The organism is Nocardia sp. NBC_00881 (assembly GCF_045207455.1).
Taxonomy (GTDB): Bacteria; Actinomycetota; Actinomycetes; order Mycobacteriales; family Mycobacteriaceae; genus Nocardia.
In genome coordinates, this window is record NZ_CP108798.1 from 6,185,178 (window position 1) to 6,201,281 (window position 16,104).

The 16,104-nt window shown below is 68.0% G+C and carries 18 protein-coding genes and 1 riboswitch; of the genes, 9 read left to right on the forward strand and 9 right to left on the reverse strand.

Annotation, left to right across the window (positions count from 1 at the left end; genetic code table 11):
* Window positions 1-415: 415 nt before the first annotated feature.
* Together OH799_RS26625 and OH799_RS26630 are read right to left on the reverse strand one after the other, a co-directional pair.
* A complete protein-coding gene (locus OH799_RS26625) occupies window positions 416-1,138 on the reverse strand; it encodes a response regulator (RefSeq protein WP_406269376.1) in 723 nt (240 codons plus the stop codon).
* On the reverse strand, window positions 1,086-2,567 hold the full coding sequence (locus OH799_RS26630) for a sensor histidine kinase (protein ID WP_406269379.1): 1,482 nt from the start codon (window positions 2,565-2,567) through the stop codon (window positions 1,086-1,088). The genes OH799_RS26625 and OH799_RS26630 overlap by 53 nt, the downstream gene beginning before the upstream one ends.
* A gap of 776 nt (window positions 2,568-3,343) precedes the next feature.
* On the opposite strand from OH799_RS26630, the gene OH799_RS26635 reads away from it, so the two are divergent.
* Entirely contained in the window at window positions 3,344-3,784 is a 441-nt protein-coding gene (locus OH799_RS26635; RefSeq protein WP_406269382.1) for an OsmC family peroxiredoxin, read from the forward strand.
* Here OH799_RS26635 and OH799_RS26640 read toward each other — a convergent pair.
* The 4 genes from OH799_RS26640 to mhuD all read right to left on the reverse strand — a co-directional run bounded on the left by OH799_RS26640 (window position 3,759) and on the right by mhuD (window position 5,920).
* Complete coding sequence (locus tag OH799_RS26640) at window positions 3,759-4,337, reverse strand: hypothetical protein (protein WP_406269385.1); 579 nt, start codon at window positions 4,335-4,337, stop codon at window positions 3,759-3,761. The genes OH799_RS26635 and OH799_RS26640 overlap by 26 nt on opposite strands.
* Window positions 4,338-4,373: 36 nt before the next feature.
* Window positions 4,374-5,156 (reverse strand): CbtA family protein, encoded by a 783-nt coding sequence (locus OH799_RS26645; protein WP_406269388.1) that lies wholly within the window; start codon window positions 5,154-5,156, stop codon window positions 4,374-4,376.
* Window positions 5,147-5,341 (reverse strand): CbtB-domain containing protein, encoded by a 195-nt coding sequence (locus OH799_RS26650; RefSeq protein ID WP_039794710.1) that lies wholly within the window; start codon window positions 5,339-5,341, stop codon window positions 5,147-5,149. The genes OH799_RS26645 and OH799_RS26650 overlap by 10 nt, the downstream gene beginning before the upstream one ends.
* Before the next feature lie 29 nt (window positions 5,342-5,370).
* Window positions 5,371-5,526: riboswitch (cobalamin riboswitch) on the reverse strand.
* A gap of 79 nt (window positions 5,527-5,605) precedes the next feature.
* Entirely contained in the window at window positions 5,606-5,920 is a 315-nt protein-coding gene (gene mhuD / locus OH799_RS26655) for a mycobilin-forming heme oxygenase MhuD (protein ID WP_357262642.1), read from the reverse strand.
* Between the two features lie 59 nt (window positions 5,921-5,979).
* Between mhuD and OH799_RS26660 the strand changes: the two genes are divergently transcribed.
* Entirely contained in the window at window positions 5,980-6,726 is a 747-nt protein-coding gene (locus OH799_RS26660) for an alpha/beta fold hydrolase (RefSeq protein WP_406269392.1), read from the forward strand.
* A 31-nt stretch (window positions 6,727-6,757) separates the two neighbouring features.
* Here the strand turns inward: OH799_RS26660 and OH799_RS26665 are convergent, their stop codons facing one another.
* Window positions 6,758-7,711 carry an A/G-specific adenine glycosylase gene (locus OH799_RS26665; protein WP_406269395.1) on the reverse strand — a complete coding sequence of 318 codons (954 nt, stop codon included), beginning with the start codon at window positions 7,709-7,711 and terminating at the stop codon, window positions 6,758-6,760.
* 99 nt (window positions 7,712-7,810) lie between these two features.
* Between OH799_RS26665 and OH799_RS26670 the strand changes: the two genes are divergently transcribed.
* Entirely contained in the window at window positions 7,811-8,434 is a 624-nt protein-coding gene (locus OH799_RS26670) for a carbonic anhydrase (RefSeq protein ID WP_406269398.1), read from the forward strand.
* A gap of 123 nt (window positions 8,435-8,557) precedes the next feature.
* Window positions 8,558-9,232, forward strand: a complete 675-nt coding sequence (locus OH799_RS26675) for a hypothetical protein (RefSeq protein WP_406269402.1) — start codon at window positions 8,558-8,560, stop codon at window positions 9,230-9,232.
* 76 nt (window positions 9,233-9,308) lie between these two features.
* On the opposite strand, the gene radA is transcribed toward OH799_RS26675, so the two are convergent.
* Entirely contained in the window at window positions 9,309-10,709 is a 1,401-nt protein-coding gene (gene radA, locus OH799_RS26680) for a DNA repair protein RadA (protein WP_406269405.1), read from the reverse strand.
* Between the two features lie 66 nt (window positions 10,710-10,775).
* Window positions 10,776-11,411, reverse strand: coding sequence for a hypothetical protein (locus OH799_RS26685; protein ID WP_406269408.1), 636 nt, complete (start codon window positions 11,409-11,411; stop codon window positions 10,776-10,778).
* A gap of 417 nt (window positions 11,412-11,828) precedes the next feature.
* On the opposite strand from OH799_RS26685, the gene carD reads away from it, so the two are divergent.
* The 5 genes from carD to rlmB all read left to right on the forward strand — a co-directional run bounded on the left by carD (window position 11,829) and on the right by rlmB (window position 16,065).
* Window positions 11,829-12,317 carry an RNA polymerase-binding transcription factor CarD gene (carD, locus tag OH799_RS26690; protein WP_011206964.1) on the forward strand — a complete coding sequence of 163 codons (489 nt, stop codon included), beginning with the start codon at window positions 11,829-11,831 and terminating at the stop codon, window positions 12,315-12,317.
* 2 nt (window positions 12,318-12,319) lie between these two features.
* Complete coding sequence (ispD, locus tag OH799_RS26695) at window positions 12,320-13,045, forward strand: 2-C-methyl-D-erythritol 4-phosphate cytidylyltransferase (protein ID WP_406269411.1); 726 nt, start codon at window positions 12,320-12,322, stop codon at window positions 13,043-13,045.
* A gap of 101 nt (window positions 13,046-13,146) precedes the next feature.
* Window positions 13,147-13,614 carry a 2-C-methyl-D-erythritol 2,4-cyclodiphosphate synthase gene (gene ispF, locus OH799_RS26700; protein ID WP_406282623.1) on the forward strand — a complete coding sequence of 156 codons (468 nt, stop codon included), beginning with the start codon at window positions 13,147-13,149 and terminating at the stop codon, window positions 13,612-13,614.
* 64 nt (window positions 13,615-13,678) lie between these two features.
* Entirely contained in the window at window positions 13,679-15,085 is a 1,407-nt protein-coding gene (gene cysS / locus OH799_RS26705) for a cysteine--tRNA ligase (RefSeq protein ID WP_406269414.1), read from the forward strand.
* Window positions 15,085-16,065: a 23S rRNA (guanosine(2251)-2'-O)-methyltransferase RlmB gene (gene rlmB, locus OH799_RS26710; protein ID WP_406269417.1), complete on the forward strand. Its 981-nt coding sequence runs from the start codon at window positions 15,085-15,087 to the stop codon at window positions 16,063-16,065. Before cysS ends, rlmB begins: the two co-directional genes overlap by 1 nt.
* Window positions 16,066-16,104 lie beyond the last annotated feature (39 nt).

Sequence of the window (16,104 nt, forward strand, 5' to 3'; positions counted from 1 at the left end):
CTCGGTGATCTCGCCGCGGGCGAACGCGGTCCGCACTGTGCCGATCCCGCTCGCACGTCCGATGAACCGTCTCCGTGCGAAGAACACCACAGCGAGGAAGGTGGGCCAGAACAGCAGCGGGAAGATCCAGAAGAACGGCCAGGGATGCCACGCCTCGCCGCAGTGGTCGGCCAAGACGCTCACGGCCCCGGCGTGAGTGAAAATATTCATGCCCAAGACTGCGCCGCGCGGTATACCTCCGGCATCGGTCGCGCGTCGTCACTTGCGATACGCCTGGACGCGTAGGTCAGTTGCTCGGAAACAGCGCTGTCGGCAATGTTTACCCATTGCTTGCCGAGAAGGTTATCCGCTCATCGAGGAGCGATTGCCGGAATATTGCCCGCAGCACGGGGCTGGCTCCGCGTCCGCCCAGATCCTACTGCCACCCCGGTCGGACCAGCCCGGATTCGTAGGCCATCACCACCAGCTGGGTCCGGTCGCGGGCATCGAGCTTGGTGAGAATACGGCTTACGTGGGTGCGCGCGGTAGCCGGGCTCAGGAAGAGACGTTCGCCGATCTCTGCGTTGGTCAGGCCCTCAGCGACCAGGGTCACCACCTCACGCTCTCGGTCGGTGAGTTCGGACAGTGTGGCCCGCGGCGGTGTCTTCGCGCGCGCGGAGAATTCCGCGATCAGCCTGCGGGTGACGCCGGGGGACAAAAGGGCATCGCCCGCCGCGACCACGCGGATCGCGCGCACCAGGTCGGCCGGTTCGGTGTGCTTGACGAGGAACCCCGTCGCGCCGGAGCGCATCGCCTCGAAGACGTATTCGTCGAGTTCGAAGGTGGTCAGCACGACCACACGCACATCGGCCAGCCTGGGGTCCTGGGCAATCATGCGGGTGGCGGCCAGGCCGTCCAGGATCGGCATGCGGACGTCCATCAGCACCACGTCTGGCCGAAGGCTACGGGTCAGCCGCACGGCTTGTTCGCCGTTGTCCGCCTCGCCGACCACCTCGACGCCGTCCTGCGCGTCCAGCAGCGCGGCGAAACCGCCGCGCACCAGTGTCTGGTCGTCGGCCACCAGTACCCGGATGCTCGCCGTGGCTTCAGATTGCCCGGCCGTGGCATTCAGCCGTCCGCTCTCGTGGTGGTCGTTCATCGGAGCCTCCTCTGCCTCGGCCGGTCGGTTCGCCCGTGGACCCTATTTGCTTCCCGGAGGCGCTCGGCTGCTCGGCAGCCGTTTGCTTCGGGGAGTCCCTCGGCGCCGTCGTGCTCGATTCCGGCGCACGCGTGGGCAGCCGGGCAGCGACCCGGAATCCGCCGCTGGGGCGCGGGCCTGCCGTGAGCGCGCCGCCAAGTGCGTGCGCTCGCTCCCGCATGCCGATGATGCCGTTGCCCCCGCTCGTGCCCGACCGCGACTGTGTACCCGTCGGCCGGGTGTTGTCGACGGTGACGTCGACCGAGTCCGTGGCGTAGCGCACGGTCACCGTGGCGTCGGCGCCCGGCGCGTGCCGCAGCACATTGGTCAGCGACTCCTGGATGATCCGTGCCGCCGCCACATCGATGACGCTGGGCAGCTGCTGCGGTGTGCCGAGCACTCGGGTTCCGACCGTCCGGCCGGTCGCGCGGGCGCGCTGGAGGAGCTCGTCGAGGTCACTGATGCTCGGCGCGGGAGCGCGCGGTGCCCGCACGGGTTCGGCGGCTTTGTCGACCTGCTCGGGGCGGCCGTGGTCGGTCGAGCCCTGTTCGCTCGCAGGCGAATCGCGTCCGATGTGCTCGGGCCCCCGCCGGTTCCGGTGGCGGCGCGGGCCCTCGTCGGCGAACTCGAGCTCAGGCGAAGCGACCGTGCTACCGGAGCGAATTGTGTGCAGCAGGGCGTGGACCTCGGCGAGTGCGTCGCGGCTCGCGGTCTTGATCGCGGCCAGCGCCGACTCCGCCTGCTCCGGTTTCTTGTCGAGCAGTTCCAGCGCTACGGAGGACTGCACGTTGATCAGCGAAAGACTGTGCGCCAGAACGTCGTGCAGCTCGCGCGCGATGGCGAAGCGCTCCTCGCTGGCTCGCCGTTCCCGCTGCGCCTCCTCATCCCTGCGTGCGGCCTCGGCCCGTTGCCTTCGCGCGACGAGCGCCGCCTTACGCTGCCGAATCCCTTCGGCTACCGAGAGCAGCACGGCCAGCCATGCCATCAGCGCGAATATCTGCCATATGCCGGCTGAACTGCCGAGCAGCGCGGGCACTGGCCAGATCAGGGCCAGGTAGCCGAGTGGGACGAGCGGGTAGGTCCACCACCGGGATCCGATGCTCGCCGCGGTGACAAACGCGATGATCAGCGAGACGAAGATCGGCCCGTACCCGTAGCCGCGCAGGAAGTACGCCAGGCACGCGGTGAGGACGACGAACAATACCGGCATCGGCCGCGCCCGCCGCCAGATCAGCGCCACCGGCCCGGCGAGCAGCAGCAGGTAACCGAGAACGTCGAGGGAGGACGCCCCCGTCTGCCGCATGTTCGCGAACGTGCCACCGACCAGCTGAATCGCAGCTACGACAAGCGCGACCCCCCAGTCCCAGCCGACCGAGTTCCGATCCGTCATCCCTGCCACCCGCACCCACGTAGCCTATGCGGCTGGGCAATGATTCGATGTCCGCCTCGGAACGTATTTCGCCGATATCGGACGATCCGAATCGGGAATTGGGATTCGCGCGGCCGGAATTCTTTCGTTGTCACCGCATTTACTTCGGTTGCCGCGTCCGTCGGCCGCACGCGGTGGTGCCCGTCGGTTTCGACGCGTCTGCCGAATGTCGCCCCGCGACGGATGTATGAACATGGTCGGCGGCGGATTCTCGGAGCAGGACAGATTCGATCGTGGTCACCCGGGCGGTGACCAAACGCTACAGATCGGCGTGAACATGAGCGTTCCTCTGGGGAGATCTACGGGTTCCTCGGTCCGAATGGAGCGGCCAAGCTGCGCATGCTGGTCGGGATGATCCGTCCGAGCGAGGCATGGCGATGGTGGCGGGGCACCACCCGTTCTGGCGATCCACGTGATGCTATTTGCGGGCGGCGCTGTTTGGCTGATGCGGAAACGCGATCTGGTGTGACTTGTCGATGACGCCGAAAATGGTTGGTGGACAGGGCTGGCCGACGGTTTCGTGCTGGTCCTCGGTGGCATCGTCCTGGGTGGTGGAGCGGTCCGCGGACACCTGATCGCTTGGTGCGCTCCGGTTTATCGACGCGGCGGTCCACGATGGCAGTGCGGGTTCGGTCCGGCCGGTGGAGCAGCGCGAACGGCGCACCGCTGCGCCGGGCCGGGCCGGGCGGAGTAGGTTCGAGCTGAATCGTCAAACGATCATCGGCGAAAGGACCGTGATGCCCACACGTACCGCGCGTACTGCTTGGACCGGCACTCTGCAGGAGGGTTCGGGACAGGTCGAGCTGGCCAGTTCGGGGGTCGGCAAGTACGACGTATCGTTCCCCAAGCGTTCCGCGGAGGACGCCAACGGCACGACCAGCCCGGAGGAACTGATCGCGGCCGCGCACTCCTCCTGCTACGCGATGGCCCTCTCGGCGCAGATCGGCAACGCGGGTGGCACCCCGGAGAGCCTGGACATCGCCGCCGACGTGACCCTAGGACCGGATCCGGCGGGCGGCTTCCGGATCACCGGAATCAAGTTGACCGTCCGCGGTCGCGTCTCCGGCATCGACGCCGACGCCTTCCAGGCCGCCGCTGAGGCCGCCAAGGCGGGCTGCCCCGTCAGCAAGGCCCTCGCTGGCGTCGACCACATCACCCTCGACGCGGCGTTGGCGTAGTTCGCATCGCGGCTTGGTTCTTCGCACATCTTGCGTGCAGGGTGTGCGGGGAGCCATGCGGTGATGCGATGGCTCGCCCTTTCCGGAAGTAGCGGCGTGCGGGGCGGGTGTAGAGGGCCGGGATAGCGACAAGGACGCCAGCTATGTGGACTGCCCGGAAAGCACCGAGCAGGAACGATTCGGGTGTGAGGTCGATGAAAAGGTCGCCTAGTTCGTTGGCGGACAGCACCGCGGCCAGCGGTTCGATGATCAGCGAGACCAAGCCGAGCACGCCGATGCCTACAGTGAGCAGGAGGCGGGCCCAGCGGTCGCCATGCGTCATCCGAATGGCGACGGCCAGAACCAGCAGGTAGGTCGCCATGCGCAGGCCGAACCCGGTCGCTAGGTCCGCGATGTCGGCCTCGTCGCGATCGAAGGCCCACGCGACCCGCGCGATTGCCTCGGCGACTCCCGCCAGCAAGGCGACGGCGAGCCCGACGAACGCGACGCGGACAGCTCGGGGTGGGGTTGCGGTCGCCCGTGCGGGCCGGACGGAGAAGGCAGTGCCGGTCATGTGAACCGACACTGCCTTGCGAATTCCGGACGCGGATCAGCCCGCGGTAGCGATGGTGTCTCGTACCGCGGTATCAGTGCGTGTAGCGAATTCGGTGAGGGCCGCGAACCCGAGTGCCAGGCAGACCCACAGCGTGGCTGTCTCTGCCAGCGACGCCACCCGGAACTGCCACAGTAGGGCGGCCGGGAAGTCCGCGCTCACCTCGTTCACACCGGGCAGCAGGAGGTAGCCGAGCACCGTCACGAGGACGAATGCGGCAAAGCCCCCGATCAACCGGAACGTGGACAGTTGTGCACCCAGCACCTTGAACACCGACACCGCTGCCCCGACGGCCACGATGCCGAGCAGCACCGCCGCCAGCCAGAGCAGGGTGCGTTCGTTGATGGTGCCCGGATCTCCCACCGCCGGTGGATTGGCCGGGTATTTGAAGAACGGCACCGCGACGATCGCGGCCCAGCCGCCGACGCCGAGCGCCAGCGCGAGCCTCGACCCGGACAGCGTGGTGTAGCGACGCGCGACATGCGCGACCGAGGCGTAGATGGCACCGAGCGCGAGCCCGGCGAGCCCGAGCGCGAGGAACTGTCCGGCTTTCTGTCCGCTGCGGCTCACCAGTGGCTCGTCCTCGTCACCGTGCGAATGCCCGCCCGTCGATTCGGCATGCGTGTGTCCGGCGGCAGAGTCGGCTTCTTCGATGGCGATCGCGGCGTCCACCTTGGGCTCGCCCACGGCATAACCGACTGTCGCGCCGAGCAGACCGGCGACGAGGCCGGCCAGCAGGCCGCGAAGCAACAAGGTCCGAAGCGAACCGATCAGTGGCACGGAAGCCCCAGCAGGTGGCGTCCGTCATGCATCAGCTCGTGCAGGTACATCCCGCTGCGCGAGATGACGCCCTGGTCGAAACCGACCAGGTACAGCGTGAGTAGTGCGAGAAGTACGACACCAACCGTGACCAGCACGGTGGCCAGGGAGTCGGTTGCCCGGCTGGGTGAATGCGCGATGGCCATTCGAGTCCTCCTTGGGATACGCGTCCCGTTGGGTGGTGACGCGACGGTGCCGGTGTCTGGCTTTCCGGCACCGGGGCTCGGTGCGTGGAACACAGTGGCGCGACCGCTCCGGAATCACACCGGAATTACCGCATCACCCTCGCGTTTGTCCTTCGAACTGTGGCACTCGGAGGCGCCCGGCGTCAACACCAATCGGCACGGCGGTACCACGACGTCGGGCGAGTCGCCGGGCAGGGCGAACCTGCCCGGCGGTAGGCATTCGGGTCAGTTCGAAGGCTTCGCGGCCACGTCCAGCACGACCTCGAACTCCAGCAGCGAGGCGCCCGTCGAGACCGGCTTCTGGCGCTCACCCGCGTGCGCCTCGCGCGCGGGCCCGTCCCGCCATGCCGCAAAGGATTCCTCCGAATCCCACTGGGTGACAACGAAATATCGGTTGTCACCAGCGACTGGGCGCAGCAGCTGGAATCCGAGGAAACCGGGCGATCCTTCGACCGCGTGCGCACGATGGGCGAACCGCTTCTCCAGCTCGGGGCCCGCGCCCTCGGGAACCTCGATCGCGTTGATCTTCACAACAGCCATGTGATCCAAGCTAGCCGCTGCCGCCGAGCGGTTGCTCGGTGCCTCGTATTGTCGAACCGATGTTGCACGACGAAGGCGGAGCAGGCGTGCCGATCCTGCTGCTGCACGGGCTGATGGGCAGCGCGCGCACCTGGCGCCACCAGCTGGACTGGCTGCGGGAATACGGCCATGTCTACACCCTCGACGCCGCCGGGCACGGCAGGCCCGCGCCCGAGGAGCTGACCACCGAGGCATTCGTGGCGGACCTGGCAGCGAACACGGCCGAGATCATCGACCCGATGGTGCTGATCGGGCATTCGATGGGCGCGCTGCACGGCTGGGTGTTCGCCGCGACATACCCCGAGCGGGTGCGGGCGCTGGTGATCGAGGACATCGCACCGGATTTCACCGGCCGCACCGCGGCGAACTGGGCCGCGATGATCGAAGCATGGCCGCAGCCGTTTCCCGACGCCGATGCGGTGCTGTCGTTTTTCGGGCCGGTGGCGGGGCGGTATTTCCTGAATTCGTTCGAGTACGGGCCGGACGGATACCGGCTGCACGGCTCGGTCGCCACCTTCCGCGACATCGCCGAGGAGTGGGGGGCCCGCGACTTCTGGGAGCAATGGCGCGCCGTCCGGGTTCCCGCCCTGTTGCTCGAGGGCGCGAACACCATCACTCCACCGGGACAGATGCGGCAAATGGCTGCCGTTCATCCAGACGCCGACTATGTGGTGGTTCCGGACGCAGGACATCTTGTGCACGATGACCAGCCGGGGCGTTACCGGGCGGAGGTCGAGCGCTTCCTACATCGCGTACTCGGTGGCTAGGCCTCGGCCGGACTCGGCGAGTCCGCGCCTGTCAGGCGCGCTGCCGGAGTGTGCTCGGACCATCGGTGGTCGGGCCGGGCGGGCCCGGCTCGAGCGATTCCAGCGCCGTGCCCCCCTCGCCCGCGAGCGCGAAAAGTCCATCGGCGGTCTGTTCGATGAGGCCGTCGACCAGCAGGGAATCCAGGGCGCGTTCGCGCTGGCCCGGGTCACGGGTCCAGGCGAGATCGAGCCGAACGCGCTCGACCGGTCCGCTGGCGTCGCGCAGGACGTCCAGCAGGCGACCGCGAGCCTGACGGTCGGTGCCCTCGTACTTCTGGGTGCGGCGGACGATGTCGGTGACCGGTCGGCCCGCGGCGACCCAGGCGCAGCGTGGCAGCGGGCAACGCGAGCAATCGGGGGTGCGCGCGGTGCACACGGTCGCGCCGAGTTCCATCAGGGCCGCGGAGAACACGGCGGCGCGGTCGATCTGGCGCGGCAGCAGCGCTTCCGTCTCCGGCAGGTCGCGCGAGGACGGGTTGCCCGCTTCAGCGCGTCCGTGCACGGCCCTGGCAACCACCCGCCGGACGTTGGTGTCGACCACAGGAACCCGTTGGCCGTAGGCGAAGCACGCGACGGCACGGGCTGTGTACGCGCCGATCCCAGGCAGACCGAGCAGGATGTCCACATCGGCGGGAACCGCGTCGTCGTGCTCGGCCGCCAGCACCCGCGCGCACTCGTGCAGCCGCAGCGCCCGGCGCGGATACCCGAGCTTGCCCCAGGCCCGCAGCACCTCGGCCGAGGATGACACGGCCATCGCCGAGGGAACCGGCCAGCGCGCCACCCACTCTCGCCAGATCGGTTCAACGCGCACCACCGGGGTTTGCTGCAGCATGATCTCGCTCATCAGGATCTGCCACGCGGTGACGCCGGGCCTGCGCCACGGCAGATCGCGCGCCGTCTCCCGGTACCAGTCCAGCAACGTGTCCGTGTCGATCTCTTTCCGCACTACCCTCACTGTTCCTGTCCCACTGCCGCCCGCCGCTATTTGCCGACTCGTAACCAAACGAACTCGCTGGTAACACGAGTCATGTGCACAATGGTCGGTATGCCTGATTCCAACCCGATCAGCGCCTGGAAGTCCCTGCGAGAGGGCAACGAGCGTTTCGTCAACGACGCGCTGCTGCATCCTAGCCAGGGCGCTGCAGACCGGGCCAAACTTGTCAGCGGCCAACACCCGCACGCGATTCTGTTCGGTTGCGGTGACTCGAGGGTCGCCGCCGAATTGATCTTCGACCAGGGACTCGGTGACATGTTCGTGGTGCGTACCGCGGGCCATGTGGTCGACAGCTCGGTGCTCGGTTCGATCGAGTACGGGGTGCAGGTGCTCAACGTGCCGCTGATCGTAGTGCTCGGGCACGACAGCTGCGGCGCGGTGAAGGCGACCATCGACGCGCTCGACGGCGGAGAGGTTCCCGGCGGTTTCATTCGCAGCGTGGTCGAGCGGGTCACACCATCCATTCTGGTCGGACGGCGCGAGGGCTTGTCCACCGTCGACGAGATAGAAGCCAGACATGTGGTGGAGACCAGCCGCCTGCTCATGCAGCGGTCGATGATCATCTCGCAGCGAGTCGCGACAGGTGAGTGCGCGATCGCTTGCGTGACGTACAAGCTCGCCGAGGGCCGGGTGAAACTACACCGTGTCGTCGGCAACATCGGCGAGCTGGTCTGACCGGGGCGCGCGCGAAGTTTCCCCAGCGTGCGGGCAGTAATTCGGCCGCGGCGAACACGTGCGGCGGGCCGACACGCCGTGCGCATGAGGCGCTGCACCTGAACATGCCCTTACCGTTGAGTCGTGCTGGAACCGAATGGACCGCTGCCACCGGAGATCTACTGGCGTCGACGCGCGTTCGCCATCGGAATTCTGGTCGTCGCGCTGGCGCTGATGATCTGGCTCGTGCTCGCGGTCGTGCGCGGCGGTGACTCGCCCGGCGATGCGAAAACCGCCGCGACGAGTTCGTCGGTGGCCAAGCCCGCCGACGCTCCGACAGCCAAGCCCGCGGGCACCGGTGAGTCCGGCGCGCCCAAGCCGCCCTCCGGCAGCGCCGCGGCCAACCCGAGCGGGGCATCGGCCGCGGGCCCGTGCCCGGACCAGTCGCTCGCGGTCAAGGTGACAGTCGAACAGCCCACCTACAAAACCGGCGAGCAGCCCGTGTTCGGGATCGTGATCACCAACATCTCCTCGGTGCCGTGTGCCCGCGATATGGGCTCCGGCCTACAGCAGGTTTCGGTATACACGCTCGACGGCCAGCGGCGGCTATGGTCGAGCACGGACTGCTATCCGGACGGTCAGCCCGACGTGCGCACCTTGAATCGGGGCGAGCAGGCGGCGTTTACCGTGACCTGGTCGGGTTCCACCTCACAGTCCAACTGCGCGGGCGAACGCGTCCAAGTTCCGCCGGGTGCGTACAACGTCGTGGCGCAACTGGGTTCCGTGCGCAGCGCGGCAGAGCCGTTCAACATCGCTTGAGAGGTGGGTTGGTGGACGCGAGCCAAAAGGGGGCCGCGAACACGCCGTGCCGTAGGCGCGGCAAAACCGACACAGCTCAGCCCGCGGCGTCCTCCGGTGCCGCGCGCAGTCTGCGCAGGCCCGTGATGCGGAGGGCGGACCGGAGGTCGGTGACCTCGTGGATCTTCATGGTGCCGCTCTGCACGGGTGTCAGGCCGGGGGGTACCAGGGCGGTGGTGAAGCCGAGGCGCTCGGCCTCGGCCAGCCTGCGGGCCACGCCGGTCACCTTGCGGACTTCGCCCGCGAGGCCGACCTCGCCGAGAATCACCCAGCCCGCGGGGATCGAGACGTCGGATTCGGCGCTGGCGATGGCCAGCGCGATGGCCAGGTCGGCGGCGGGCTCCACCAGCCGCATGCCGCCCACTGTCGCGGCGTAGACGTCGCTCTTGCCGAGAAACACCCGGCCGCGGCTCTGCAGGACGGCTAAGACCATGGCGACCCGGTTGTAGTCCAGTCCGCTGACCGCCCGGCGGGGCTGCGGGATCTCGGTCTTCACGGTCAAGCCCTGTACCTCGCCGACGAGCGGTCGCTTGCCGTCCATCGCGACGGTCACCGCGGTGCCCGGCACCGCCTCGGTCCGGTGGTGCAGGAAAAGGCCGGATGGATCGTCGACGCAGGCGATGCCGTCCTCGTGCAACTCGAAGCAGCCCACCTCATCGGCGCTGCCGAAACGGTTCTTGACGCCGCGCACCATCCGCAGCGTGGAGTTCTTGTCGCCTTCGAACTGCAGCACCACGTCGACCAGGTGCTCGAGCGTGCGCGGGCCCGCGATGTTGCCGTCCTTGGTGACGTGCCCGACCAGCAGCACCGCGATCCCGCTCGCCTTGGCCAGCGAGGTCAGCGCGGCGGTCACCGCGCGAACCTGCGTGACGCCGCCGATCACGCCGTCCACGTCCGGGACGAGCATGGTCTGCACCGAGTCGACCACGAGCAGCGTCGGGCGCACTTGCTCGACGTGTCCGAGCACGATCGACAGATCGGACTCCGCCGCGAGATAGACCCCGTCGTGAACCGCGCCGGTGCGATCAGCCCGCAGCCGCACCTGGCCCGCGGACTCCTCGGCGGTGACATACAGCGACTTCTCGTCGCGCTGGGCCGCCCAGCGGTGCGCCACCTCGAGCAGCAGCGTCGATTTGCCCACTCCCGGTTCGCCGGACAGCAGCACCACCGACCCCGGCACGACGCCGCCGCCGAGTACCCGGTCGAGTTCGCTCACCCCGGTCGGTCTGGCCTTCGTGACCTGCGAGTCGATCGCCGAGATCGGGGCCGCCGCGGTGCTCGGCAGCATGGCCTTACGACCAGGGGCGCCAATAGTGCCCGCCGAGACGACCACCTCGTCGACAGTGCCCCAGCCACCGCACTCCGGGCATTTTCCTACCCACTTGGCAACTTCGTGGGAGCACGCGGAACACCGATAGATCGGCTTGGTCTTTGCCACACGCGCACCCTACGCACCGTGTCAGACAGTGTCTGATTTGCAGCGCCGCAGGCGCGGACTATGTACTCAGTGGTTCGCTTCGGCCGGGCCGGACTTGTCGGACTCGTGGCGCTCGGTCTCCGTGCCCGCGTCGACCGGGACCTGCATCTGGACGGTGCCGTTCTGCTTGAAGTTGAACGAGACGTTGTAGGTCAGGCCAGGGGTGATGTCCTTGGTCAGTCCGGTGATCTCGATCAGAATCGGGTTCGCCTCGGGGTCGTCGGCCGCCGGCCGGGAGCCGTGGTTGTCGTGTTCGCCTTGCTCGGGGGCGGCGACCACGGTCTGCTGCGGGGCGAGCTCGACGGCGGACTTGCCTGTGGCCGGGGTGATCTTCACGGTGCCGAGATCGGTGGTGATGCTGGTCAGCTGGTCTGTGACGGATTCGCCGTTGTTGATGATGGACAGGGCGATGGCCGCCTTGCCGCCCTTGGCATTGGTGTACCCGCCGCCCTCGGCCGGGTACACGATGTGCACATTCCGCAGTGCGATGCGGCCGACGTCCGCGTGGTTGCCGTTCACGGCGGCAACCTGGCCGGCGGTCTGCGCGATCTGACCCGCGCCGCAGCCGGACAGCGCGATCGCCGCTCCGGCGGCGAGTGCGGCAACCGTCACCATGCGACGTCGCGCCCCCTTCGGGGCGGTCACAGTGTTCAGGGCAGTCACGGGTTGTCCCTCCATGTCGACCGGGCTCGGCTCCACAGGGGAGCGTAGTAACTAGGGAGCGTAGTAGTTCCCATCCCGGCCCGGCCGTGGGGGCTGTGCTAACTTGCCTCCGGTCGCCGCGCGAGCCTCCGGAATGCCGGGCTTGTGACCTGGCGAACGGTGCGGTCGTCGCGACACCCCCGCGTCGGATAACAGTTCGGTCGAGCTTCGGAGATTGCGGAGAAAGTGCCATGTCGCCGCAGGGGCCGAGACGGCGATCAAACTAGGAGATAACTCGTTCTGGCAGAACGTAATGCACACCGTCCAGCTTCTGTCAAGCCGAGCGGTTGCTTCGTTGTGGCCCCTGACCTGCACAGTTGATCGCGCCGTTATCGAGTCGCATGTTAAACTGTGAACATCGAAAGGGGCACGGGACACATGATTTTTAAGGTCGGAGACACCGTCGTTTACCCCCACCACGGAGCGGCGCTGATCGAAGCAATCGAGACTCGCACCATCAAGGGTGAGCAAAAAGAGTATCTGGTCCTGAAGGTCGCCCAGGGCGATCTCACTGTTCGGGTTCCCGCTGAGAACGCCGAATATGTCGGCGTCCGCGACGTCGTGGGCCAAGAGGGTCTCGATCGGGTCTTCCAGGTGCTGCGCGCGCCACATACGGAGGAGCCGACCAACTGGTCTCGCCGCTACAAGGCCAACCTGGAGAAGCTCGCCTCCGGCGATGTGAACAAGGTGGCCGAGGTCGTCCGCGATCTGTGGCGTCGGGAGCAGGATCGCGGCCTGTCCGCGGGCGAGAAGCGCATGCTCGCCAAAGCTCGTCAGATCCTCGTCGGTGAGCTCGCACTGGCTGAGGGTACCGACGACGGTAAGGCCGAGACGCTGCTCGACGAGGTTCTCGCAGCGGCTTCCTGACCGTGAACACACCTGACAACGGTGTCCGTCCCAGCGACGGATCCGTCGTTGCTTTGGTGCCTGCCGCCGGTCGTGGCGTGCGTCTGGGTGGATCCATACCCAAGGCGTTCGTCACGGTCGGCGGCACGCCTATGGTCCGGCTCGCGGTGGAAGGCCTGATCGCCTCCGGCGCGGTCGACCGGATCATCGTGATGGTTTCCACCGAACTCGTCGACAGCGCCGTTGCCCTGCTGCCGCCCTCGGATTCGGTACACGTGGTCGTCGGCGGCGCCGAACGCATCGACTCGGTGCGCGCAGGCATCGCCGCCGCGCCCGACGCCGCCTATTTCCTCGTCCACGACGCCGCCCGCGCCCTCACCCCACCCGCGCTGATCGCCAGGGTGGCCGCGGAGTTGCGTACCGGCCACCGGGCGGTGATTCCCGGACTTCCTGTCACCGACACCATCAAGTCCGTCGACGCGGCAGGCGCGGTGACCGGCACCCCGCATCGCGCGCAGCTGCGCGCCATCCAGACGCCGCAGGGTTTCGCGGCCGATCTGCTGCGATCCGCGTACGCGGCGGAAGGCATTCCGGCCACCGATGACGCGGGGCTGGTCGAAAAGCTCGGCATAGAGGTCCGCACCATTCCCGGCGACCCGCTGGCATTCAAGATCACCACTCCGCTCGATCTCCTGCTCGCCAATGCGGTGCTGGACGGCGCGAGTGTCGGCCGCGCGGTGACGCCGTGAGCGAGCCTGCGAGCGAACCATCGACACAGAGCGAGCCTGCGAGCGAACCATCAATCCAGCGTGAGCCTGCGAGCGAACCATCAACACAGCGCGCCGTGGGCATGCGCGTCGGCATCGGCAGCGATGTCCATCCCATCGAGTCCGGACGTCCCTGCTGGATGGCGGGTCTGCTGTTCGACAATGCTGACGGTTGCGCGGGTCATTCCGACGGCGACGTCGCGGCGCACGCGCTCTGCGACGCCTTGCTGTCCGCGGCAGGTCTTGGTGACGTCGGTGCGGTGTTCGGCGTCGGTCGCCCGGAATGGGATGGTGTCTCCGGCGCTGCCATGCTGAAGGAAGTGCGCAGGCTGCTCGGCGCGGCGGGCTTCGAGGTCGTCAACGCGGCGGTCCAGGTGATCGGCAATCGGCCCAAGATCGGGCCGCGTCGCGCCGAGGCTCAGCAGGTGCTCGGCGAGCTACTCGGCGCACCGGTTTCGGTGTCCGGTACCACCACCGACGGGCTCGGGCTTACCGGTCGCGGCGAGGGTGTCGCCGCGGTGGCGACCGCCCTGCTGCAAGACTGTCGTTGATCCTGCTCCCGCGGACCAGAGCCGGTCCGTGAACGCCCTTATATACCAGCTAGGATCGACTGCCGTGACTCTGCGCCTCTTTGACACCGACACGCGGACCATGCGCGATTTCGCGCCCTTGGTCCCCGGCCGTGCTTCGGTGTACCTCTGTGGCGCCACCGTGCAGGGTGAGCCGCACATCGGCCATGTGCGGAGCGGAGTCGCGTTCGACGTGCTGCGGCGCTGGTTGCTCGCACACGACTACGACGTCAGGTTCATCCGCAATGTCACCGATATCGAGGACAAGATCCTGACCAAGGCCGCCGAGGCGGGCAGGCCGTGGTGGGAGTGGGCCGCCACGCACGAGCGTGCCTTCGACCGCGCCTACGAACTGCTCGGCGTGTTGCCGCCGTCCGCGGAGCCGCGCGCCACCGGCCACATCACTCAGATGGTCGAGATGATGCAGCGACTGATCGATCGTGGGCACGCCTACGCTTCGTCGGGCAACGTCTACTTCGATGTGGTCAGCTACCCGGACTACGGCAAGCTGTCCGGCCACAAGCTCGATGACGTGCACCAGGGCGAGAGCGTGGGCGAGGGCAAGCGCGACCCGCGCGACTTCACGCTGTGGAAGGCCGCCAAGCCGGGCGAGCCGACCTGGCCGTCGCCCTGGGGCCCCGGCCGACCCGGCTGGCACCTGGAATGCTCCGCGATGGCCGAGTTCTATCTCGGCCCGGAGTTCGACATCCATTGCGGCGGTATGGATCTGGTGTTCCCGCACCACGAGAACGAGATCGCCCAATCGAAGGCCGCCGGTGACGACTTCGCCAGGTACTGGCTGCACAACGGCTGGGTGACCATGGGCGGAGAGAAGATGTCCAAGTCGCTGGGCAACGTGCTCTCGGTGCCGAACGTGCTCAAAAAGGTCCGCGCCGTCGAACTCCGGTTCTATCTGGGCAGCGCGCATTACCGCTCGATGTTGGAGTACTCGGATAAGGCGCTGCACGATGCCGCGCAGTCCTATCAGCGCATCGAGGCCTTCGTGAACCGGGTCGTGGATCGGGCGAGCGAGATCCCGGTGGGTAAGTGGACCGACGCGTTCGCCGCGGCCATCGATGACGATCTCGCGGTGCCGAAAGCGCTCGCCGAGATCCACCGCGTGGTGCACGAGGGCAACAAGGCGCTCGAGGTGGGCGCGATCGAGTCGGCTCGCGACCTGGCGAGCCAGGTGCGTGCCATGCTCGGTATCCTCGGCGCGGACCCGCTCGACCCGCACTGGTATACCCCGAGCGACTCCTCGGCCGCACTCGGCGCCTTGGACGTGCTGGTGCGCGCGGAACTGGATCGTCGCCAGCGCGCGCGAGCCGAGAAGGACTGGGCGAGCGCCGATGCCGCCCGTGATCGCCTGCAGGTCGCGGGCATCGAGGTCACCGACACCGCCAACGGCCCAGAATGGGCGCTCGGCGCACCGCAATCCGGAAAGGCCAACTGATGGCAGGCAATTCGCAGCGCCGAGGTGCGGTTCGCAAGGGCGGGACCAAGAAGGGGGCCGTGGTCGGCTCCGGCGGCAAGCGCAGGCGGGGACTGGAGGGTCGTGGCGCGACTCCGCCCGCCGAACAGCGCACCAAGCATCCCGCCGCCAAACGCGCGACCGCCAAGACCAAGGCCACGCAGGGCCGTGCGGCCACACGTGGCGGTACCACGTCCCGTCCTGCGGGTCGCAAGAACGACGACGCTCCGGAGTTGGTGCTCGGGCGTAACCCGGTGGTCGAGTGCCTGCGCGCCGGCGTGCCCGCGACCGCGCTGTACGTCGCGGTCGGCACCGAGAACGACGACCGGCTGACCGAGAGTGTGCGACTCGCCGCCGACAAGGGCATCTCGATCCTGGAGGTTCCGCGCACCGACCTGGATCGGTTGAGCGCCAACGGACTGCACCAAGGTGTCGCGCTGCAGGTGCCGCCGTACCGCTACGCCCATCCGGACGATCTGCTTGCCAAGGTCCGCGATTCGGGCGGCCCGGCGCTGCTCGTCGCGCTGGACAACATCTCCGATCCGCGCAACCTCGGTGCCGTGATCCGCTCGGTGGCGGCTTTCGGTGGCCAGGGTGTGCTGATCCCGCAGCGGCGCAGTGCGAGCGTCACCGCGGTGGCTTGGCGTACCAGCGCCGGCGCCGCGGCCCGGCTCCAAGTCGCCCGCGCGACGAATCTGACCCGCACGCTGAAGGATTGGGCAGGCAAGGGGATTCAGGTCGTCGGCCTGGACGCGGGCGGTGACACGCCGCTGGATGAGTTCGACGGCCGTGAGCCCACCGTCGTCGTGGTTGGTTCGGAGGGCAAGGGCCTGTCCCGCCTGGTCCGGGAGACTTGCGACGCGGTCATCGGGATTCCGATGGCCGGCCCGGTGGAATCACTGAACGCGTCGGTCGCCGCGGGCGTCGTGCTCTCCGAAATCGCGCGCCAGCGCCGGATTTGATCGCGGGCTGTTCCGCCCCTCCGAGTCTTCAGGCCGTAC